The 19,190-nt window shown below is 66.5% G+C and carries 20 protein-coding genes; 14 read left to right on the top strand and 6 right to left on the bottom strand.

The window, feature by feature from the left end:
* Positions 1-27 precede the first annotated feature (27 nt).
* The gene (locus ACQ4LY_RS15065; RefSeq protein ID WP_056307788.1) at positions 28-852 is read left to right on the top strand and encodes an undecaprenyl-diphosphate phosphatase; all 825 of its coding nucleotides are present in this window, start codon (positions 28-30) and stop codon (positions 850-852) included.
* Between the two features lie 21 nt (positions 853-873).
* Here ACQ4LY_RS15065 and ACQ4LY_RS15060 read toward each other — a convergent pair whose 3' ends face one another.
* Positions 874-1,722, bottom strand: coding sequence for a PAC2 family protein (locus ACQ4LY_RS15060; protein ID WP_431075696.1), 849 nt, complete (start codon positions 1,720-1,722; stop codon positions 874-876).
* Positions 1,723-1,845: 123 nt separating this feature from the next.
* Between ACQ4LY_RS15060 and ACQ4LY_RS15055 the strand changes: the two genes are divergently transcribed.
* Genes ACQ4LY_RS15055 through lnt form a run of 9 tightly spaced genes read left to right on the top strand, consistent with a single transcriptional unit; the run spans position 1,846 to position 11,524 of the window.
* Complete coding sequence (locus tag ACQ4LY_RS15055) at positions 1,846-2,496, top strand: HAD family hydrolase (RefSeq protein WP_431075695.1); 651 nt, start codon at positions 1,846-1,848, stop codon at positions 2,494-2,496.
* Entirely contained in the window at positions 2,493-3,512 is a 1,020-nt protein-coding gene (locus ACQ4LY_RS15050; RefSeq protein WP_431072764.1) for a tRNA (adenine-N1)-methyltransferase, read from the top strand. Before ACQ4LY_RS15055 ends, ACQ4LY_RS15050 begins: the two co-directional genes overlap by 4 nt.
* Before the next feature lie 10 nt (positions 3,513-3,522).
* Entirely contained in the window at positions 3,523-4,437 is a 915-nt protein-coding gene (locus ACQ4LY_RS15045; RefSeq protein WP_431072762.1) for a hypothetical protein, read from the top strand.
* Positions 4,437-5,432, top strand: coding sequence for a helix-turn-helix transcriptional regulator (locus ACQ4LY_RS15040; protein ID WP_431072760.1), 996 nt, complete (start codon positions 4,437-4,439; stop codon positions 5,430-5,432). The genes ACQ4LY_RS15045 and ACQ4LY_RS15040 overlap by 1 nt, the downstream gene beginning before the upstream one ends.
* Positions 5,429-6,418, top strand: a complete 990-nt coding sequence (locus tag ACQ4LY_RS15035) for a helix-turn-helix transcriptional regulator (RefSeq protein ID WP_431072758.1) — start codon at positions 5,429-5,431, stop codon at positions 6,416-6,418. The genes ACQ4LY_RS15040 and ACQ4LY_RS15035 overlap by 4 nt, the downstream gene beginning before the upstream one ends.
* Before the next feature lie 26 nt (positions 6,419-6,444).
* Positions 6,445-6,702 carry a Sec-independent protein translocase subunit TatA gene (tatA, locus tag ACQ4LY_RS15030; RefSeq protein ID WP_431072756.1) on the top strand — a complete coding sequence of 86 codons (258 nt, stop codon included), beginning with the start codon at positions 6,445-6,447 and terminating at the stop codon, positions 6,700-6,702.
* Positions 6,703-6,756: 54 nt separating this feature from the next.
* Positions 6,757-7,515: a twin-arginine translocase subunit TatC gene (tatC, locus tag ACQ4LY_RS15025; protein ID WP_056307773.1), complete on the top strand. Its 759-nt coding sequence runs from the start codon at positions 6,757-6,759 to the stop codon at positions 7,513-7,515.
* Positions 7,512-9,989 (top strand): DEAD/DEAH box helicase, encoded by a 2,478-nt coding sequence (locus tag ACQ4LY_RS15020; protein WP_431072754.1) that lies wholly within the window; start codon positions 7,512-7,514, stop codon positions 9,987-9,989. Before tatC ends, ACQ4LY_RS15020 begins: the two co-directional genes overlap by 4 nt.
* Before the next feature lie 11 nt (positions 9,990-10,000).
* Positions 10,001-11,524, top strand: a complete 1,524-nt coding sequence (gene lnt, locus ACQ4LY_RS15015) for an apolipoprotein N-acyltransferase (protein ID WP_431072752.1) — start codon at positions 10,001-10,003, stop codon at positions 11,522-11,524.
* Here lnt and ACQ4LY_RS15010 read toward each other — a convergent pair.
* The 4 genes from ACQ4LY_RS15010 to ACQ4LY_RS14995 all read right to left on the bottom strand — a co-directional run bounded on the left by ACQ4LY_RS15010 (position 11,521) and on the right by ACQ4LY_RS14995 (position 14,213).
* Entirely contained in the window at positions 11,521-11,904 is a 384-nt protein-coding gene (locus ACQ4LY_RS15010; RefSeq protein WP_056307766.1) for an RNA polymerase-binding protein RbpA, read from the bottom strand. The genes lnt and ACQ4LY_RS15010 overlap by 4 nt on opposite strands.
* A gap of 125 nt (positions 11,905-12,029) precedes the next feature.
* On the bottom strand, positions 12,030-12,803 hold the full coding sequence (locus ACQ4LY_RS15005; RefSeq protein WP_431072749.1) for a glycerophosphodiester phosphodiesterase family protein: 774 nt from the start codon (positions 12,801-12,803) through the stop codon (positions 12,030-12,032).
* On the bottom strand, positions 12,800-13,726 hold the full coding sequence (locus ACQ4LY_RS15000; RefSeq protein ID WP_431072747.1) for an SPFH domain-containing protein: 927 nt from the start codon (positions 13,724-13,726) through the stop codon (positions 12,800-12,802). Before ACQ4LY_RS15000 ends, ACQ4LY_RS15005 begins: the two co-directional genes overlap by 4 nt.
* Before the next feature lie 13 nt (positions 13,727-13,739).
* Positions 13,740-14,213 (bottom strand): NfeD family protein, encoded by a 474-nt coding sequence (locus ACQ4LY_RS14995; RefSeq protein ID WP_431072745.1) that lies wholly within the window; start codon positions 14,211-14,213, stop codon positions 13,740-13,742.
* Positions 14,214-14,333: 120 nt separating this feature from the next.
* Between ACQ4LY_RS14995 and ACQ4LY_RS14990 the strand changes: the two genes are divergently transcribed.
* Complete coding sequence (locus ACQ4LY_RS14990; RefSeq protein WP_431072743.1) at positions 14,334-15,098, top strand: SDR family oxidoreductase; 765 nt, start codon at positions 14,334-14,336, stop codon at positions 15,096-15,098.
* Positions 15,099-15,182: 84 nt separating this feature from the next.
* On the opposite strand, the gene ACQ4LY_RS14985 is transcribed toward ACQ4LY_RS14990, so the two are convergent.
* The gene (locus ACQ4LY_RS14985; protein WP_431072741.1) at positions 15,183-15,782 is read right to left on the bottom strand and encodes an HdeD family acid-resistance protein; all 600 of its coding nucleotides are present in this window, start codon (positions 15,780-15,782) and stop codon (positions 15,183-15,185) included.
* Positions 15,783-15,963: 181 nt separating this feature from the next.
* Between ACQ4LY_RS14985 and ACQ4LY_RS14980 the strand changes: the two genes are divergently transcribed.
* Genes ACQ4LY_RS14980 through ACQ4LY_RS14970 form a run of 3 tightly spaced genes read left to right on the top strand, consistent with a single transcriptional unit; the run spans position 15,964 to position 19,152 of the window.
* Positions 15,964-16,362 (top strand): helix-turn-helix transcriptional regulator, encoded by a 399-nt coding sequence (locus ACQ4LY_RS14980; protein WP_244198652.1) that lies wholly within the window; start codon positions 15,964-15,966, stop codon positions 16,360-16,362.
* Positions 16,363-16,366: 4 nt separating this feature from the next.
* Positions 16,367-16,777 (top strand): VOC family protein, encoded by a 411-nt coding sequence (locus ACQ4LY_RS14975; RefSeq protein ID WP_431072739.1) that lies wholly within the window; start codon positions 16,367-16,369, stop codon positions 16,775-16,777.
* Positions 16,778-16,803: 26 nt separating this feature from the next.
* A complete protein-coding gene (locus ACQ4LY_RS14970; protein ID WP_431072737.1) occupies positions 16,804-19,152 on the top strand; it encodes an ATP-binding cassette domain-containing protein in 2,349 nt (782 codons plus the stop codon).
* Positions 19,153-19,190 lie beyond the last annotated feature (38 nt).

The following is a 19,190-nucleotide window of genomic DNA, read 5'->3' as shown; positions in this document are numbered from 1 at the left end:
GCGCTCCACGATTCAGAAAGCTCCTCCATGCACCTGCTCGAAGCGCTCATCCTCGGCATCGTCCAGGGACTCACCGAGTTCCTTCCGATCTCCTCCAGCGCCCATCTGCGCATCCTCGGCACGTTCCTGCCCTCGGGTGAGGATCCGGGGGCTGCTTTCACGGCGATCACCCAGATCGGCACCGAGGCTGCGGTCGTGGTGTTCTTCTGGCGTGACATCGTGCGCATCATCGCGCAGTGGTTCCGCTCACTGACCGGCCGCGTTCCGCGCAGCGATCCCGATGCCCGCATGGGGTGGATGATCATCATCGGCAGCATCCCGATCGTGGTGCTCGGACTGCTCTTCCAGGACCAGATCGAGACCGTCTTCCGGTCGCTGTGGATCGTCGCGATCATGCTGATCGTCTTCGGCATCCTGCTCGGGATCGCCGACCATGTCGGCGCCAAGCGCCGAAAGCTCGACCAGCTGACGTACCCGCACGGCATCGCCTACGGATTCGCGCAGGCGCTCGCGCTGATCCCGGGAGTCTCCCGCTCGGGGGGAACGATCACGATGGGCCTGTTCCTCGGCTACGAGCGCGCTGCTGCCGCTCGCTACGCCTTCCTGCTCGCGATCCCCGCGGTCTTCGGAAGCGGTTTCTACCAGGTGTTCAAGAGCTGGGACGAGCCCTCGTTCTTCTCGTTCGGCGACACGCTGGCGGCGACCGGCATCGCGTTCGTCGTGGCGCTCGGAGTCATCGCCTTCTTCATGAACTACATCTCGAAGCGCAGCTTCCTGCCGTTCGTGATCTATCGCATCCTGCTCGGAACCGTCCTGCTGGTCCTGCTCGGCACGGGCGTGATCGCCGCCTGAGCGCGACGGGCGGCCGAGGGCCTATCGCTTGTGGTCTCCCGGACCGTCTCCGCGGCGCTTGAGGTAGCGCTCGAAGGCCTGGGCGATCGCGTCGCCCGAGGCATCGGCGGAGTCCCACGTGTCTCTGGTGCGCTCGAGCTGCTGGATGTACTCCGTCATGTCCTCGTCGTCGGCGGCGGCGGCATCGATCGAGGCCTCCCACGCGGCGGCCTCGGTGCGCAGGTGATCGCGCGGCACGTCGACACCGGTCAGCTCCTCGAGCCGATCGAGGAGCGCAAGGGTCACCTTGGGTGACGGCGTGGCCGATGCGACGTAGTGCGGCACACTCGCCCAGAGGCTCGCGGTCGGAATGCCCGCACTCTCGGCGAAGTGCTCGATGACACTCAGGATCCCGACCGGACCCTCGTAGAGGGAGCGCTCGAGGCCGTGGGCCTCTCGGACCTGCTCGTTCTGGCTCGAGGCGAAGATCGAGATCGGCCGCGTGTGGGGGACGTCTGACAGCATCGCGCCGAGCGTGACGAAACCGGTGATGTCGTCGCGGAGGGCGATGTCGATGAACTCCGACGCGAAGGACTGCCAGGTGCGTGCCGGCTCGACACCGGTCAGCACCCAGAACTCCGGACCGGGCCCGGGGTCGCGAGGACGCCACAGGCCGGCCTCCGGCCAGGTGAGCTGACGGCGCCCCTCGGCATCCATCTTCGTCGCCGGGCGCGTGTACTGGTAGTCGAAGTACAGCTCTGGATCGATCGAGTGCACGAGGTCGTAGTCGGTGGTCTCGCGCAATGCGGCGATCGCTCCGCTCGCTGCCTCACCCGCGTCGTTCCAGCCGTCGAAGGCGACGATGACGATGCGTGAACCGAGGACATCCATCATGGGCTCCCTTCGCGATATCGGATCGGTATCCCTCCAGGCTAGTCCGACCGCGCAGGGAGGGGGCGGAGCCACGGCTAACATGGTTCAGTGAGCAGACAGCCCCGCGCGATCCTCTGGGACATGGACGGAACACTCGTCGACACCGAACCGTATTGGATGGCTGCAGAGACGGCGCTGGTCGAGTCCTTCGGAGGCTCGTGGAGCCATGAGGACGCGCTCCAGCTCGTCGGAAACGGTCTGATCGACAGCGCGATCATCCTTCAGAACGCCGGTGTCGACATGGATGCCGAGGCCATCGTCGCGCTTCTCACCGACGGCGTGCAGGAGGCGCTGCGCACTCAGGGCGTGCCGTTCCGTCCGGGGGCGCGCGAGCTGCTGCAGGACCTGCGATCAGCGGGGATCCCGACCGGGCTCGTGACCATGTCCCTCCGCCGGATGGCACTCAGCGTCGTCGACCTGATCGAGTTCGACGCCTTCGACATCGTCGTGGCCGGCGACGACGTGGTCAACCCCAAACCGCATCCGGAGCCGTACCTGCACGCAGCAGGACTGCTCGAGATCGACATCGCCGACGCCGTGGTCATCGAGGACTCGCCGACCGGGCTCCGCGCCGGGATCGCCTCCGGAGCGGTCGCGCTCGGCGTGCCGCACATCGTGCCGCTCGACCATGTCGCAGCTCACGAGCTCTGGCCGACGCTCGAGGGACGCACCGCCGCAGACCTGATCGACCTGTTCGATCGCAAGAACTCCATGACGGGAGCCACCCGATGACCTCCACCACCTCACAGCGGCCGAGCGGACCGTTCCGCGAAGGCGACCGGGTGCAGCTGACCGGCCCCAAGGGACGCCTTCACACCGTGACCCTCCGCGAGGACGGCGAACTCCACACCCACCAGGGCGTTCTGCGGCACCGCGACCTGATCGGCCTTCCCGACGGCTCCGTCGTGGCGAACAGCTCGGGGCACGACTATCTCGCGCTGCGACCGCTGCTGCGCGACTTCGCGATGTCGATGCCCCGCGGTGCGGCGATCGTGTATCCGAAGGATGCGGCCCAGATCGTGATGCAGGCCGACATCTTCCCAGGCTCCGTCGTCGTCGAGGCGGGAGTGGGCTCCGGGGCGCTGTCGTTGTCGCTGCTCCGCGCCATCGGACCCGCCGGCCGTCTGGTCTCGTTCGAGCGTCGCGAGGATTTCGCGCAGGTCGCTCGCGGAAATGTCGAGACGTTCTTCGGTGCGACTCCCGGCACGTGGGACGTCGTCGTCGGGGATCTGACCGAGGCTCTGCCCGGTGAGTTCCCCGTGGGCTCAGTCGATCGGGTCGTGCTCGACATGCTCGCTCCTTGGGAATGCATGGACGTCGTCGCCGACGCCCTGACGCCAGGTGGAGTCGTGCTCTGCTACGTCGCCACCGCCACCCAGCTGTCGCGTGTCGCGGAGTACATCCGCAGCACGGGGCTGTTCACCGACCCTGAAGCCTCGGAGACGATGGTGCGAGGCTGGCACGTCGAAGGCCTTGCCGTGCGACCGGACCACCGCATGGTTGCGCACACGGGCTTCCTGCTCACCGCGCGACGACTCGCTCCCGGGGCGGTCGCACCCCAGGTCAAGCGACGGGCGTCGAAGAGCAGCTACGGCGACGCCGATGTCGAGCAGTGGACCCCCGGCGCCGTCGGCGATCGCGAGATCAACGACAAGAACCTCCGAAAGCGCGCACGTGAGGCTGCCAAGGCCGCGGAGGGCGCGCGTCTTGCATCCGGTTCGCGCGAATCCGAGCCGTCTACGGAATAGACTGGAGAGCGTGCGTAAAACGTCCGCCGTTCTGGCCACTCTCAGCCTCGCCGTCCTCACCCTGACCGGATGCGCCGCGGGTCCGACGTTCGCGGGCGAGGTCTGCGATCGGACCTCGCACGCAGGCTCCGTCGAGGACTCCGTGACCGTCGAGGGCGACCTCGGCGATGCACCGGATGTGACCGTGTACACCCCGGTCAAGACCGATGAGACCGCGTTCGCGGACATCATCACGGGCGAGGGCGAGACGTTGACCTCGACGGTGCAGCCCATGGTGCTCGACATCGCCTTCTACGGCGGTGAGAGCGGCGAGAAGCTCTACGAGTCCGAGTACAACGGCGACACGAGCCGGGTGCACAACATCTCCTACTGGTCTCAGCGCTCTCCGGGCCTCGAGTCCGTGCTCGAGTGCGCCACCGGCGGCACCCGTGTCGTGGCGGTGCTGACCCCCGAAGACTTCGGTGAGGCCAACGTCGAGGCCTTCGGGCTCGCGAAGGACGAGAACATCGTCGCCGTCGTCGACATCCTCGACGTCTACCTCGCACACGCCGAAGGCGCATCGCAGTTCAACGACGCACGGGGCCTGCCGACGGTCGTGCGCGCACCCGACGGCACGCCGGGTGTCATCATCCCCGACAGCGCAGCGCCCGAATCCGCCGTGACTCAGACCCTCATCAAGGGCGACGGCGCGAAGGTCGAGAAGGAATCGACCGTCGTGACCAACATCATGGCGCTCGGCTGGGACGACAAGACCGTCACGTCGAGCACGTGGGGCGCGGAGCCGAACATCGGCCCTGCTGCGAAGGAGCTCGTGGGTGCGACCGTAGGGTCTCAGCTGCTGGTCGTCGTGCCCGCGGCAGACGGCAACCCGGCGACCGTGATCGTCGTCGACATCCTGGGCATCGTCCCCGTCCCGGAGCAGTGATGGCAGCCCGAATTCCGGCGGAAGAGCGTCTGACGAACCTCGTCGTGGCGCTCATGGCGACCGAGATCGGGCTCACGAAGCAGCAGATCCTCGACAACGTGTCGGGGTACCGTCAGCGAGCGGATGCCGGTGTGCGCTCGGATGCTCTCGAGAAGATGTTCGAGCGCGACAAGGACGAGTTGCGCACACTCGGAGTTCCCGTCGAGACGATCGGCGATCAGGCCGATCCCAATGATCTGCGCGAGGCGCGATATCGCATTCCGCAGGCGGAATACGACCTGCCCAGCGACATCGAGTTCACCGCCGCCGAGCTCGCCGTGCTTCAGCTGGCCGGCAGTGTCTGGAGCGCGGAGTCCGCATCGGGCGACGCCAAGGCCGGTGTTCGCAAGATCCGCGCACTCGGGATCGACGGTGACGAGCCGATCATCGGCTTCGCGCCTCGCATCACGGCCCGCGACGCGGCATTCCCGCAGCTGCAGGAGGCCATCGAGAAGAGCCGCGTCGTGCTGTTCGACTATCTCAAACCGGGCGAGGATTCGCCGCGTCGCCGCAGCATCCGCCCGCTGGCGCTTGTCGACTACGAGGCACGCTGGCATGTGTTCGGCGTGGACGTCGACATCGAGTCAGACCGGATGTTCCTGCTGAGCCGGATCGTCGGCGACGTGAAGATCTCGCCCAAGAGCTTCGATCCCGAACTCCGTGACGGAGCGGGGGAGCGTGCACTGGCGGGGCTGGAGAACGTCGCTGCGCAGAACTCGGCCCTCCTCGAGGTCACGCCGGGCACGGAGGCGTCGCTGCGCCTCGGCCGTCGAGCGAAGCCCGCCGCCACCCAGGGGATTCTCGTGCCGTTCGTCGACCTGCACATCCTCGCCGACGAGCTCGCCTCCTACGGGCCGGAGGTGCGAGTGGTCGAACCCGCCGCCCTCAGGGAAGCCGTGGTGGATCGGCTGACGGCCGTCGTGGCGACCAACTCGGATGTGGGGGAATCATCGTGAGCGCTCAGCCGAAGCCGTTGCTCGCCGCTGACCGCGTGCGCGTCTATCTCACCCTGGTGCCGTACCTGCTCGAGCATGGACAGGTGTCTCTCGCCGAGGCGTCCGAGGAGTTCGGGGTCACCCCGACCGAGATGCGTCAGATGGTCGAGAAGCTCACGGTGATCGGTCTTCCCGGTGACTCGGGATTCTGGCAGCAGCCGCAGGAGATGTTCGACATCAACTGGGATCTGCTCGACGATGAAGACGTCATCGAGATCACGAACGACGTCGCCCTCCGACGCGTGCCGCGCTTCACGGCACGCGAGGCCGCGGCATTGCTGGCCGGTCTGCAGATGGTCGCGGCGGTGCCGGCGGTCTCGGATTCCGGGCTGGTCAGCGGTCTCATCTCCAAGCTCTCGCGGGGAGCGGCCGATGCGCCGGCAGAGGTGGTGGTGGCGCCGAGCGCCGTCGACGAGGTCCGCCAGGTGGTGTCGCGCGGGGTGCAGGACGGCGTGGCCGTGGCATTCACGTACCAGGCACCGGATGCTGCTCCGACGACACGCACCGTCGACCCCGTCCAGGTGATCATCACCAACGCGCAGTGGTATCTGCAGGGCTGGTGCCACACGCGGCAGGCCATGCGCACTTTCCACCTCGACAGGGTCAGCGACGCGCGCCTGACAGACATCCCGATTACGCATGCGGGTGACCAGGTGCCGGAGGCCTTCTCGGCCGTCGACGACGAGGGCGAGGTGCAGGTTCGCGTTCCCGAGCGGGTGGCGCCGCTTCTGGGTGACTTCCTGACCGCCGACAACGTCGAGGTCGAGGGAGGAATCGTCACCGCGCGCCTCCATCTTGCCGACCCGCGCGGCATCAAGAGGCTGGCCGCCCGGTTCGGCGGAGCGCTCGAGGTCGTCGACCCCGGCATCGCGCGAACGGCGACCCGCGAATGGGCCGAGGCCGGACTCGCCCTGTATCGCCACCCGGACAGCTCCAACGCCGGTTAGACTTCTACAAACGACGAAGGAGAATCATGGGCGCTTTCGGTTGGCCACATCTGCTGATCATCCTCGCCGTCATCCTGCTGCTTTTCGGTGCGGCGAAGCTGCCGGCACTGGCGAAGAGCCTCGGTCAGTCCGCCCGGGTGTTCAAGGGCGAGATGAAGGCGATGAAGAACGAAGACGCGAGTGACGCCGCAGAGCCGGGTGCTTCGACCCCCACGGCTTCTGTCGCGGACACCTCGGTGACAGCCCGCGACACGGATCCGGGTCAGCCCCCTCGATCCGCATAGTCCGTGTCGGCTCTCGAATCCGCCGACCAGGAGGTTCCCGGTCGCGACAGGCGGATGTCTCTCGGCGCCCACCTGGTGGAGCTGCGCAAGCGCCTCTTCATCGCTGCCGGCGCACTCGTGGTCGGGATGATCATCGCGTTCATCGTGACGGAGCCGATCATCGAGCTCCTCTCGGTGCCGATCCGCACGATCGCCGCGGAAGCCGGGCGTGAGTACACGGGTCTCAACTTCACGACCGTCACGAGCGGTTTCGATCTGCGGATGCGGATCGCGTTCGCCATCGGTCTGCTGCTCTCGGCGCCGGTGTGGCTCTGGCAGGTGTGGGCCTTCGTGATGCCCGGCCTCACCAAGAAGGAGACCCAGTACACCTGGGGATTCCTCGGAGCTGCCATCCCGCTGTTCTTCGGCGGCTGCACCGTCGCATTCTTCGTGCTCCCGCATGTCATCGAGATCATGGCGGGCTTCGTGCCGAAGGGGATGGCGCAGTTCTTCGACTATTCGACGTACTACGACTTCGTCTTCAAGTTCCTGCTGGTGCTCGGCATCGCCTTCGTGCTCCCTGTCTTCCTCGTCGCGTTGAACGTCGCGGGAATCGTCTCCGGGCGCGACATCCTCAAGGGGTGGCGGGTCGCGATCCTGGTCTGCACGATCTTCGCCGCGGTCACCACGCCGCCCGCTGACGTCTTCTCGATGCTGCTGCTGATGGGATCCATGATCGTGCTGTACTTCGCCGCGACCTTCATCTCGATGCTCTTCGATCGACGTAAGCGCAAGCGCGACAAGGCAGCGGGTATCGAGCCCGTGACCGCATGACCTCGCCCTCCGAGCGGTACGCTGCAGCGCGCGAAGCCGCGGGACATCCGGCGACAGTCGCCTTCGCCGCGAGCCAGAAGTTCGCGCTCGACCCCTTCCAGATCGAAGGCTGCCACGCACTCGAAGACGGGAGCAGCGTGCTCGTCGCCGCTCCCACCGGTGCGGGGAAGACGATCGTCGGAGAGTTCGCGATCAACCTCGCGATGCAGACCCCCAGCGACAAGGCGTTCTACACGACGCCGATGAAGGCGCTGTCGAACCAGAAGTTCCGTGAACTGGTCGACGTGTACGGTCCGGACGAGGTGGGCCTGCTCACCGGCGACACGAACATCAACGGCAACGCACGGATCGTCGTCATGACGACCGAGGTGCTGCGCAACATGATCTACGCGGACTCGGCCGCGCTGCGCGATCTCCGATACGTCGTGATGGACGAAGTCCACTACCTCGCGGACCGCTTCCGCGGCGCGGTGTGGGAAGAGGTGATCATCCACCTGCCGCAGCATGTCCGTCTGGTGTCGCTGAGCGCCACAGTGTCGAACGCCGAGGAGTTCGGCGACTGGCTCGACACCGTGCGAGGTGACACCGAGGTGATCGTCTCGGAGATCCGCCCTGTTCCGCTGGAGCAGCATGTGCTGGTGCGCGACGACCTGCTGCCGCTGTTCGACGACCGCGCGGGCATCGCCACGGCGCAGGTCAACCAGGAGCTGATGCGCATCCGCTCGTTCACAGGATCGAACTACGAGAACAATCGTGACGCGCAGTCGTACCGCAGCAATCGCCATGCCGGACGGCAGGCGCAGCGCCCTCCGCGGGGCGGACGGCGCCCTGTCCGCGCCTCGAATGTGCGGCGGATCGAGCGCATGGATCGACCGGACGTTATCCGGTTGCTCGAACGCTCCAACCTCCTTCCGGCGATCTTCTTCATCTTCAGTCGCGTCGGCTGCGATGCGGCTGTCCAGCAGGTGCGACGTTCGGGGGTGCGGCTCACGACGACGGAGGAGAAGGCCGAGATCCGCGCGATCGTCGAGGATCGCACTCGCTCGCTGCAGGACGAGGACCTCGGCGTGCTCGGATACTGGGACTGGCTGGAGAACCTCGAGCGGGGCGTCGCCGCCCACCACGCGGGTCTCCTGCCGGCCTTCAAGGAGGTAGTCGAGGATCTCTTCAAGCGCAAGCTCGTCAAGGTCGTGTTCGCGACCGAGACGCTCGCTCTCGGCATCAACATGCCTGCGCGCACGGTCGTGCTCGAGAAGATGGAGAAGTTCAACGGCGAAGCCAGAGTCGCCATCACGTCCGGTGAGTACACCCAGCTCACCGGGCGAGCGGGCCGCCGAGGCATCGACGTCGAGGGGCACGCGGTCGTCCAGTGGACCGAGGGGATGGATCCACAGGCCGTTGCCGCACTCGCCTCGCGACGCACCTATCCGCTGAACTCCAGCTTCCGGCCGACGTACAACATGGCAGTGAACCTGATCGATCTGTTCGGCAAGGCGCGCGCCCGTGAGGTGCTCGAGTCGTCGTTCGCACAGTTCCAGGCGGACCGGGCCGTCGTGGGACTCGCGCGCCAGGTCCGAGAGGCGGAGGAATCTCTCGAGGGCTACAAAGCGGCCATGGTCTGCGATCACGGCGACTTCCTGGACTACGCGGCGATCCGCCGAGAGCTCAGCGACCTCGAGAAGAAGAACCGTCAGGATTCGAACGCTCCTCGAGTCTCGCGGGACAAGCGGATGAAGCAGATCCAGAGTCTGCGCACCCGCATGCAGCGGCACGGATGCCATCGGTGCCCCGATCGCGAGGCGCATGCGCGCTGGGCGGAGCGGTACTGGAAGCTCAAGCGTCAGAACGACCGTATCCGCCGCCAGATCGAGACCAGGACCGGAACGGTCGCGCGAGTCTTCGACCGTGTGGTCGAGGTGCTCGAGACGCTCGACTATCTGCACCGCGACGGCGACGATGTGACCACGCTCACTGCTGCTGGGCGCACGATGCGCCGCATCTACGGCGAACGAGACCTGCTGGTCGCGGAGTCTCTGCGCCAGGGGCTCTGGAACGGTCTCGACGCGCCCTCGCTCGCAGCCATGGCCTGCTGCCTCGTTTACGAACCGCGCAGGGACGAGGCCAACTCGGGCGAGAGGGACCTTCCTCGTGGTGCGTTCAGGGCCGCGTACGAGAAGACCACGACGCTGTGGGCGGAGCTCGACGACCTCGAGAAGGATCATCACCTGCCCGGCAGCGAGCCGCTCGCGGCGGGCCTCGCGGGCGCCATGCACTCGTGGGCGCGCGGTGGGATGCTCGATCGCGTCCTGATCGATGCCGATATGGCGGCGGGCGACTTCGTCCGGTGGGCGAAGCAGACCATCGATCTGCTCGACCAGTTGTCGATCGTCGCAGAGGACGGCGCGCTCGCTCGCAATGCACGAATGGCGCTCGACGGCGTACGCCGTGGCATCGTCGCCTATTCGTCGATGTGAGAATAGGACGGATGTCTGAACCCCGCGCGCGACAGCGCCCTCTTCTGCCGCTCTCGCTCGCCCTTCCCGCCGCGGCGATGGCCGCGCTACTGATGGATCTCTCGTATCCGGATGCCGCGGTATGGGCTCTCGCCTTCCCCTCGACAGCGCTGCTGCTCATCGCTCTGATCGGCCGCCGCGCCGGGGGAGCGTTGCTGGTCGGCGCTGTCTACGGCATCCTCTTCTTCGCTCTTCTCGTGTCGTGGACGTCGCGCTACCTCGGCCCCGTGCCGTGGGCGGCCCTGAGCATCCTCGAAGGTGCACTCACAGCGCTGGCGCTGGTCCTCATCACCCTCGCGTACCGGTGGATCCCGAAGGCGTTCTCCGGGCGCTGGGCGCGGCTTCTGCTGCTCCCAGCGGTGGTCGCGGCCCTGTGGGTCGGGCGCGAGCTCTTCGTGGGTTCCTGGCCTTACGGGGGCTTCCCCTGGGCACGCCTCGGCATGACCCAGGCAGAGAGTCCACTGGCGCCCGTCACCTCCTGGATCGGAGTGAGCGGGCTCAGCTTCCTGATGGTGTTCCTCGTCGCTTCGGTGATCGAAATCCTGCGCACGCGGGGGTGGAGACGCCCGACCGCGCTGGTCGCTCCGGTGCTGGTGACGATCGTGCTGCTCATCACGCCGCTCTTCCCGACGACCGTCAGCGGGTCGATGCGTATCGCCGCCGTGCAGGGCAACGGCCCGAGCGGCTATTTCGACGAGCGCGAGCAGTACTCGATCGTGCAGGCGCAGACCGATGCGACAGCGCCGCTGTACGGAGAGGATGCGGATCTCGTGGTGTGGCCGGAAGGGTCACTCGACTACGACCCGTTCCAGTCTGATGCACTTGCTCGGCGCTTGACTCTGGTCGCGACGCGCATGGGGGCTCCTCTGCTCGCGAACGCCGCGACGGAGCGCGACGGGCTGTACTACAACACGTCACTGCTGTGGACAGGAGACGGAACCGCCGAGCAGATCCACGACAAACGGCACCCCGTGCCCTTCGGGGAGTACGTGCCGGATCGAGCATTCTTCAACGCTCTCGCCCCCGATCTGATCGGTCTCATCCAGCGCGAGTACACCCCGGGATCGAACCCTCCGGTGGTCGATGTCGACGGGGTGAAGGTCGGACTCGCCATCTGCTTCGACGTGATCTACGACGATGTGATCAACGAGGGGCTCGGCGCCGGCGCCGAGGTGCTCGTGCTCCAGACGAACAACGCTGACTTCCGAGGCACCGACGAGAACCTCCAGCAGCTGGCCTTCGCTCGCATGCGTGCCATCGAGACGGGCCGCAGCGTCGTCAACATCTCGACCGTCGGCACCAGCCAGATCATCCGCCCGGACGGTTCCACCGTCGCAAGCCTGGACGCAGGAAAGGCCGGAGCGCTGCTCGAGGATGTCGAGCTGCGCTCCGGCCTCACAGCGGGAGTGGTTCTCGGCCCCTGGATCCAGCAGATTCTGCTGTGGGGCGGGCTGGGCGCGCTGGCCTTCGGGTGGCTGCGCGCCAGGAGACGCTAGGCGCCGATCTTCTCGCGGGTCGGGTCTTCGCCGGCTCCGCGGCGTGCGCGGATGAACGCGAGACGCTCTTCGAGGAGCTCCTCCAGTTCGGCGCGCGTGCGTCGCTCCATCAGCATGTCCCAGTGCGTGCGTGCGGCCTTCTCGTCGCTCGCGTCGAGCGTGACGGCCTGGCCGTCGACGTTCAGGCGGGCGTCAGCTCCGCAGGCGCGGCATTCCCAGGTCTGAGGCGGCTCGGCGTCCGCCGCGAACATCAGGTTCGTGACATGGCCGCAGGCGTCACAGGTGTAGGTGGTTTCACGGCGCTCCATGAAAACGACGCCCTCTTCGCTCTGTAAGCTCTGGGCGCCGAGCCGGATGCCGCGTAGGCTGCGATCTGCCATTGTGTGGTCCTCTCGTCGCTGTCAGGTATAACGCTCCAGCCTGTGCGCTTCATCCACGTAGCCGGATTCTCGGCGTGATTCACAGCGGAATCCCAGCGCGAGAGCGTATGGGCGGCGTGGCGCGCTCAACGCGCGAGGGTGGTCAGAGCGAGGTCTGCGCGGTCCGACACGATCCCGTCCACGCCCAGGGCGACCAGCCGCCGCATGTCGTCGGCATCGTTCACCGTCCAGACATGCACCTCGACGTCGTGGCGGTGCGCTGCACGGAGCAGTGCGGGCGTGAGGATCCTGAGCCCCGAATGCCGCTCCGGGATCTGCAGCGCGTCGATGTCCCGCAGCATGCGGGCGGGGGAGAGGCGGAGCGCGGAGAGCGAGCGGAGGACGGCGATCGTGCGGCTGCCGCCGGATGTGGCCGGACGCCGGGACGCGCCGGCGCGGAGCACCGCGGCGATCGCGGCGCGGCGGTTCGCGTCGGAGAAGCTGGTCACGAGGACGCGGTGCGTGTGGTCGACGAGCAGCGGACCGATGAGTTCCGTGACCTCCGCCGTCTTCACGTCGATGTTGAAGCGGGAGGTCGGAAATGACGACAACGCCTCCGCGACTGTGAGCAGCCCGCCGTGTTCGGCGAAGATGCGCGAGAGCTCGCGCGTGCGCACCTCGCGGATCGTCCGAGGATCCCCGGTGAGTCGCTGCAGAGTCTGGTCGTGGAAGAGCACGACGTCGCCGTCGGCCGTGACCTGGCAGTCCGTCTCGATGTACTCCGCACCGGCCGCGTGTGCGGCGGCGAAGGAGGCAGCGGAGTTCTCCCACACACCGGAGTCCTCGCCCGCCGCGGTGACCAGACCACGGTGAGCGAGGACTCGGGGGCGTCGCGCCTTCTCGAAATACGGGTGCGTCACGCGCCCGGATGATTCGTCGGAGGCTGCCCGGGCTTCGGCGTGAAGGCACTGCCGATTCCCTTGAGCGCCTCGGTCAGCTCGCTCGGGATGATCCAGAGCTTGTTCGACTGTCCCTCGCTGATCTTCGGCAGCATCTGGAGGTACTGGTACGCGAGCAGCTTGTCGTCCGGCTCACCTTGATGGATGGCGGTGAACACGTTCTGGATCGCCTCGGCCTCACCCTGTGCGCGAAGCACCGCCGCCTGCTTGTCGCCCTCCGCGCGAAGGATCTCGGCCTGTCGTGCGCCCTCGGCCTCGAGGATCGCGGACTGCTTAGTACCCTCTGCCGTGAGGATCGCGGCACGACGGTCTCGCTCTGCGCGCATCTGCTTCTCCATCGAGTCCTGGATGGAGATGGGCGGGTCGATCGCCTTCAGCTCGACACGGCCCACGCGGATGCCCCACTTGCCCGTCGCCTCGTCGAGCACGACCCGGAGCTGACCGTTGATGTTGTCGCGGCTGGTCAGCGCCTCTTCGAGGTTCAGGCCACCGACGACGTTACGCAGCGTTGTCGTGGTCAGCTGTTCGACGGCACCGAGGTAGTTCGCGATCTCGTACGTCGCGGCGCGGGCGTCGGTCACCTGGAAGTACACCACCGTGTCGATCGAGACGACGAGGTTGTCCTCGGTGATGACGGGCTGCGGCGGGAACGAGACGACCTGCTCGCGCATGTCGATGAGTGGACGGAGCCTGTCGATGAACGGCACGAGGATGTTCAGACCCGGCATGAGGGTCTTGTGATACCGGCCGAGCCGCTCGACCACGCCGGCTGTCGCCTGCGGAATGATGCGGATGGCTCGCGCCAGCGTGACCACCACGAAGATGATGATCGCGATCACGAGGATCCACAGGATCGCGGTCGGGATGAACGAGGAACCGTTCACGGAACTCTCCTACCTAGTCGTTGACGGGACGGACGATGGCGGTGGCTCCGTTGATCGCGGTGATCGCGACGGGGGAGCCCTGGGGGATGGCGACGACCGAGCCCGATCGTGCGGTCCAGGTGTCGCCGTTGCTGAGCTTCACCTGGCCGGAGATCTGGGTGACGTCCTGCAGCGCGATGCCTCGGAGATCGAGCAGAGCGTCGACGTTCGACTTGGTGGGGTCTTCACCACGCCGCAGGCGCCGCAGCAGAGGAGGACGGAGGAAGAGGATGAAGGCAGCCGCGGCCACCGCCGCGATGATGACCTGCGCCCAGACCGGGAGGCCCACGAGATCCGTCAGGAGTCCCACCGTGCTGCCGAAGCTGAGCATGAGGAACGTGAAATCGAGCGTGAGCATCTCGATCACGAGGAACAGCGCGATGAGGACCAGCCAGCCGATCCACGCCCAGTTCTCGACCAGTTCGATGAAAACGGGGAAGTTGTCCATGCGGCCTCCTTTGCGGTCAACCTATCACGCGGTCTCGCCGCGCTTCGGGCGCCGCAGCGCCCGCTTGGTAGTCTGGAGCGGCCGTGCGATCACGGCGTTCCGCGCATTCAAGGAGTCACCGTGACCGACGTTCTTCCCGCAGGTTCTCTCGACGGCAAGGTCGCCCTTGTCACCGGCTCGTCCCGGGGCATCGGCGCCGACACGGTCCGCTACCTCGCCGAGGCCGGCGCTGACGTCGTCATCAACTTTCGGAACAAGGCGCCTCGTGCCGAGAAGCTCGCCACTCAGCTGCGCGAGCTCGGACGCCGCGTGCTCGTCGTCGGTGCGGATCTGACCGACCCGGCGTCGGTCGGCGAGATGTTCGACGCCGTGAGGGCCGAATTCGGTCGTCTGGACGTGTTGGTGCTCAACGCCTCCGGCGGCATGGAGTCGGGGATGGCCGAGGACTACGCACTCCTCCTGAACCGCGACGCGCAGCTCAGCGTGCTCGACGCAGCCACGCCTCTGCTCAGCGACGACGCACGAGTGGTCTTCGTCACCAGCCACCAGGCGCACTTCATCCGTACCACGCCCACGATGCGCGAATACGAGCCGGTGGCGCTGTCGAAGCGTGCCGGCGAGGATGCCCTCCGTGAGCGCATCCCCGGTCTCGCCGAGAAGGGGATCGGCTTCACGGTCGTCTCCGGAGACATGATCGAGGGGACCATCACCGCGACGCTGCTCGAGCGCGCGAACCCCGGTGCCATCGCGGAACGCCGCGAGTCGGCAGGCAAGCTCTACAACGTGTCGGAGTTCGCCGCCGAGGTCGCTCGTGCTGCGGTCGACGCCGTGCCGGCCGACAACACGCGTCTCGTGGGCGATGTGAGCGCATTCGCCGCCGAGTGATCTGCGTCGGCTCCGCGTGACCGGAGAGAACGACAAGAGGGCCCCGTCCGAGTGAACGGGGCCCTCTTGTCGTGCGTGGAAGTGTCAGCGCACGGCGTCGGACTCGACCGAGGCGACGAAGCCCTTCGCGTCCTTGCCGAGCGTGATCGCACGAACGATCTGCACGATGCCGAGAACGACGAGCGAGATGCCGAGCACCAGCCACAGCACGGCGGCCGCGTACAGCGGCGAGAAGAGCACGACGATTCCGGCGACGATGCTGAGCAGCGCGTACAGGAGAGTCCAGACGCGCGAGCCGTCCTGTCCGAGGAGCGACAGGGCGACCACGCCGTCGACGATCCAGCTGATGCCGATGAAGATCACGACGACGAGGGCGAGGGTCGCCGCGGCGACACCCAGGTTCGCGAACGCGATGACGCCCGCGATGATGTAGACCAGGCCGAGGACGATGTGTCCCACTCGGGCCCAGCCGCCCTTCACCCGGGAGAAGATGCCGAGTCCGATGTAGACCAGACCGGCGATCACGAGATAGGACGCGAAGATGCCCGTGACGATGACGGCGGACTTGGCCGGCCACACGAGCAGGATGATGCCGGCGATCAGGGCGATGACGCCGGAGACCGCGAGCACGATGCGGATGGACTTGAACAGTGACTTCGCTTCGGTAGCGAGTGGATCAGACATGGTTGGGGACCCTTTCTGAGAAATCCCTGTGAGGGATGCTGCCAGAGTAGCGCTGTCCGAGACTGAAGTGGGGGAGCGCAGTATCGATATGTCGCACGTGTTCACAGTGCGACCCCGGACGTCATGGCAAAATCTAGTCGTGACCCCTGACGATGACGCTCGTATCCGTGAGCTCGTCGTCATGCGCAAGGTGCGCGACAGAATCGATCGCGAGTATGCGAAGCCGCTCGACGTCGAAGCACTCGCGAAGGGCGTGCACATGAGTGCCGGTCATCTGAGCAGGCGGTTCCGGGACGCATACGGCGAATCCCCGTACTCGTACCTGATGACCCGTCGCATCGAACGGGCGATGGCTTTGCTGCGGCGAGGCGATCTCTCGGTGACCGAGGTGTGCTTCGAGGTCGGGAGCTCGTCGCTCGGCACCTTCAGCACGAGGTTCACCGAGCTCGTCGGTGTCTCACCCAGCGTGTACCGTGAACGCGCGACCAACGTCGAAGGCATTCCGACCATCCATGCGAAGCACGTCATCAGACCGATCAGGAATCAAGAAGCACCGCGCACCGACGCGCACCTAACCTGAACCCATGAACATCAGCATCCACTACGCATTCCTTCCGCACACGGATGCCGAGGCAGCCCTCGGCTTCTATCGTGACGCCCTCGGATTCGAGGTGCGCAACGACGTCGGCTACGACGGGCTCCGATGGCTCACGGTCGGCCCTGAGGGTCAGCCCGAAACGTCGATCGTGCTGCACCCGCCGGCCACAGACCCGGGGATCACGGAGGCCGAGCGGCAGACGATCCTCGAACTCATCGCGAAGGGCAGCTACACCGCGTTGACGCTCGCGAGCGACGACCTCGACGGTCTGTTCGAGCGACTGGTCGGGCAGGGCGCCGACGTCGTGCAGGAACCCATGGACCAGCCCTACGGCGTGCGCGACTGCGCCTTCCGCGATCCCGCGGGCAACCTTCTCCGTATCAACCAGGCCGGCTGAGCAGGCCGAGAAACCCGAGGACGACCATGACACACGCTGCAGACGGCCACGACCTGATCCGCGTTCAGGGTGCCCGCGAGAACAACCTCAAAGAGGTCAGCGTCGATATCCCGAAGCGTCGCCTGACGGTCTTCACGGGTGTCTCGGGGTCCGGCAAGAGCTCTCTCGTCTTCGACACGATCGCCGCGGAATCGAGGCGGATGATCGACGAGACCTACAGTGCTTTCGTCCAGGGATTCATGCCTTCTGTGCCCCGGCCGGATGTCGACGTCCTCGAGGGGCTCACGACCTCGATCATCGTCGATCAGGAGCGCCTCGGGGCGAATCCTCGCTCGACAGTCGGCACGGTGACCGACGCGAATGCGATGCTGCGCATCCTTTTCAGCAAACTGGGTCAGCCGTACATCGGCGGACCGACGGCGTTCTCGTTCAACATCCCCACCCAGAAGGCCAGCGGCGTGATGACCGGTCCGGGCGGAGAGAAGAAGATCGTCAAGGACGCGATCTACCTCGGCGGTATGTGCCCCCGATGCGAGGGCAGGGGAGCGGTCTCGGACCTCGACCTCGCCCAGATCGTCGACGAGTCGAAGTCGCTCGACGAGGGTGCGATCATGGTTCCCGGATACACGGCAGACGGCTGGATGGTGAAGGGCTTCTCCGCCTCCGGCTTCTACCCGGCCGACAAGCCGGTCGCCGAGTTCACTGAGAAGCAGCGGCAGCTGTTCCTGTACGGCGAGGTCACGAAGGTGAAGATCTCGGGCATCAACATGACCTACGAGGGACTGATCCCGAAGATCACGAAGTCGATGCTCTCGAAGGATCTCGACGCGCTGCAGCCCCACATCCGTGCGTTCGTCGAGCGCGTCGCCACCTTCGCGACGTGCCCCGAGTGCGATGGGACCCGACTCACCGAGGGCGCCCGCTCATCGAAGATCGACGGGATCAGCATCGCGGATGCGTGCCGGATGCAGGTGACCGATCTCGCGGCATGGGTGCGGGGTCTCGAGTTCCCTGGCGCCGCGCCGCTCCTCGAGGCTCTGCGCGCGAACCTCGACGCGTTCGTCACGCTCGGCCTCGGCTACCTGAGTCTCGAGCGCCCGTCGGGGACGCTGTCCGGGGGAGAAGCGCAGCGCATCAAGATGCTCCGCCACCTCGGTTCGTCGCTGACGGATGTCACCTATGTGTTCGACGAGCCCACGATCGGGCTCCACCCGCACGACATCCAGCGCATGAACACGCTGCTGCTGCGCCTGCGTGACAAGGGGAACACGGTGCTCGTCGTCGAGCACAAGCCCGAGACGATCGCGATCGGCGACCACGTCGTCGACCTCGGTCCTGGCGCGGGAAGTGCAGGCGGCGAGATCTGCTTCGAGGGCACAGTCGAGGGGCTCAAGGCCAGCGGTACCCGCACGGGCACGCACCTCGACGATCGTGCTGCTCTGAAGCCTTCCGTGCGCGCGAGCGACGGGGCGATCGAGGTGCGCGGCGCCACTGCGAACAACCTGCAGAATGTCGACGTCGACATCCCCACCGGTGTGCTCACGGTCGTCACCGGAGTCGCGGGATCGGGCAAGAGCTCCCTCATCCACGGCTCGGTCTCGAAGCGCGAAGGCGTCGTCGCGATCGATCAGGGTGCGATCAAGGGTTCACTCCGCAGCAACCCTGCCACGTACACCGGTCTGCTCGAGCCCATTCGCAAGGCGTTCGCGAAGGCCAACGGGGTCAAGCCGGCTCTGTTCAGCGCGAACTCCGAGGGTGCCTGCCCGACATGCAAGGGCGCGGGCGTCATCATCACCGAGCTCGGATTCATGGACACCATCGAGACGCCCTGCGAAGACTGCGGCGGCAAGCGCTTCCAAGCGGCTGTGCTCGAGTACAAGCTCGCAGGCAAGGACATCACCCAGGTTCTTGATCTGCCGGTCTCCGAGGCGCGTGCCTTCTTCTCTGAGGGCGATGCGAAGCTCCCGGCGGCAGCCGCGATCCTCGGGCGCCTCGAAGACGTCGGGCTCGGCTACCTCTCGCTCGGGCAGCCGCTGTCGACACTCTCCGGTGGTGAGCGTCAGCGCATAAAGCTGGCCATCCAGATGGGGGAGAAGGGCGACACGTACGTCCTCGACGAGCCCACCACAGGGCTTCACCTCGCCGACGTGCAGAACATCCTGGGGCTGCTCGATCGGCTCGTGGAATCGGGCAAGACCGTGATCGTCATCGAGCATCACCAGGCGGTGATGGCCCACGCCGACTGGATCATCGACATCGGGCCGGGCGCCGGACACGACGGCGGGCGGGTCGTCTTCGAAGGAAGTCCGGCGGATCTCGTGGCGGCGAAGTCGACGGTTACGGGGGAGCACCTCGCCGCATACGTCGGGGCGTAGAGCCGAGCCTTTCAGGAGACGTCTGGGCTCGCCGCAGG

This window comes from Microbacterium phyllosphaerae (assembly GCF_050628115.1).
GTDB lineage: Bacteria > Actinomycetota > Actinomycetes > Actinomycetales > Microbacteriaceae > Microbacterium > Microbacterium phyllosphaerae_A.
Note: the sequence above shows the minus strand (reverse complement) of the source record. Positions and strands in the feature narration are given on the sequence as shown.

Coding starts and splice junctions, on each gene's coding strand:
- ACQ4LY_RS15065 (WP_056307788.1), top strand. CDS start 28: ATGCACCTGCTCGAAGCGCTCATCCTCGGCATCGTCCAGGGACTCACC.
- ACQ4LY_RS15060 (WP_431075696.1), bottom strand. CDS start 1,722: ATGGATGTCCTCGGTTCACGCATCGTCATCGTCGCCTTCGACGGCTGG.
- ACQ4LY_RS15055 (WP_431075695.1), top strand. CDS start 1,846: ATGGACGGAACACTCGTCGACACCGAACCGTATTGGATGGCTGCAGAG.
- ACQ4LY_RS15050 (WP_431072764.1), top strand. CDS start 2,493: ATGACCTCCACCACCTCACAGCGGCCGAGCGGACCGTTCCGCGAAGGC.
- ACQ4LY_RS15040 (WP_431072760.1), top strand. CDS start 4,437: ATGGCAGCCCGAATTCCGGCGGAAGAGCGTCTGACGAACCTCGTCGTG.
- tatA (WP_431072756.1), top strand. CDS start 6,445: ATGGGCGCTTTCGGTTGGCCACATCTGCTGATCATCCTCGCCGTCATC.
- tatC (WP_056307773.1), top strand. CDS start 6,757: ATGTCTCTCGGCGCCCACCTGGTGGAGCTGCGCAAGCGCCTCTTCATC.
- ACQ4LY_RS15020 (WP_431072754.1), top strand. CDS start 7,512: ATGACCTCGCCCTCCGAGCGGTACGCTGCAGCGCGCGAAGCCGCGGGA.
- lnt (WP_431072752.1), top strand. CDS start 10,001: ATGTCTGAACCCCGCGCGCGACAGCGCCCTCTTCTGCCGCTCTCGCTC.
- ACQ4LY_RS15010 (WP_056307766.1), bottom strand. CDS start 11,904: ATGGCAGATCGCAGCCTACGCGGCATCCGGCTCGGCGCCCAGAGCTTA.
- ACQ4LY_RS14995 (WP_431072745.1), bottom strand. CDS start 14,213: ATGGACAACTTCCCCGTTTTCATCGAACTGGTCGAGAACTGGGCGTGG.
- ACQ4LY_RS14985 (WP_431072741.1), bottom strand. CDS start 15,782: ATGTCTGATCCACTCGCTACCGAAGCGAAGTCACTGTTCAAGTCCATC.
- ACQ4LY_RS14980 (WP_244198652.1), top strand. CDS start 15,964: ATGCGCAAGGTGCGCGACAGAATCGATCGCGAGTATGCGAAGCCGCTC.
- ACQ4LY_RS14975 (WP_431072739.1), top strand. CDS start 16,367: ATGAACATCAGCATCCACTACGCATTCCTTCCGCACACGGATGCCGAG.
- ACQ4LY_RS14970 (WP_431072737.1), top strand. CDS start 16,804: ATGACACACGCTGCAGACGGCCACGACCTGATCCGCGTTCAGGGTGCC.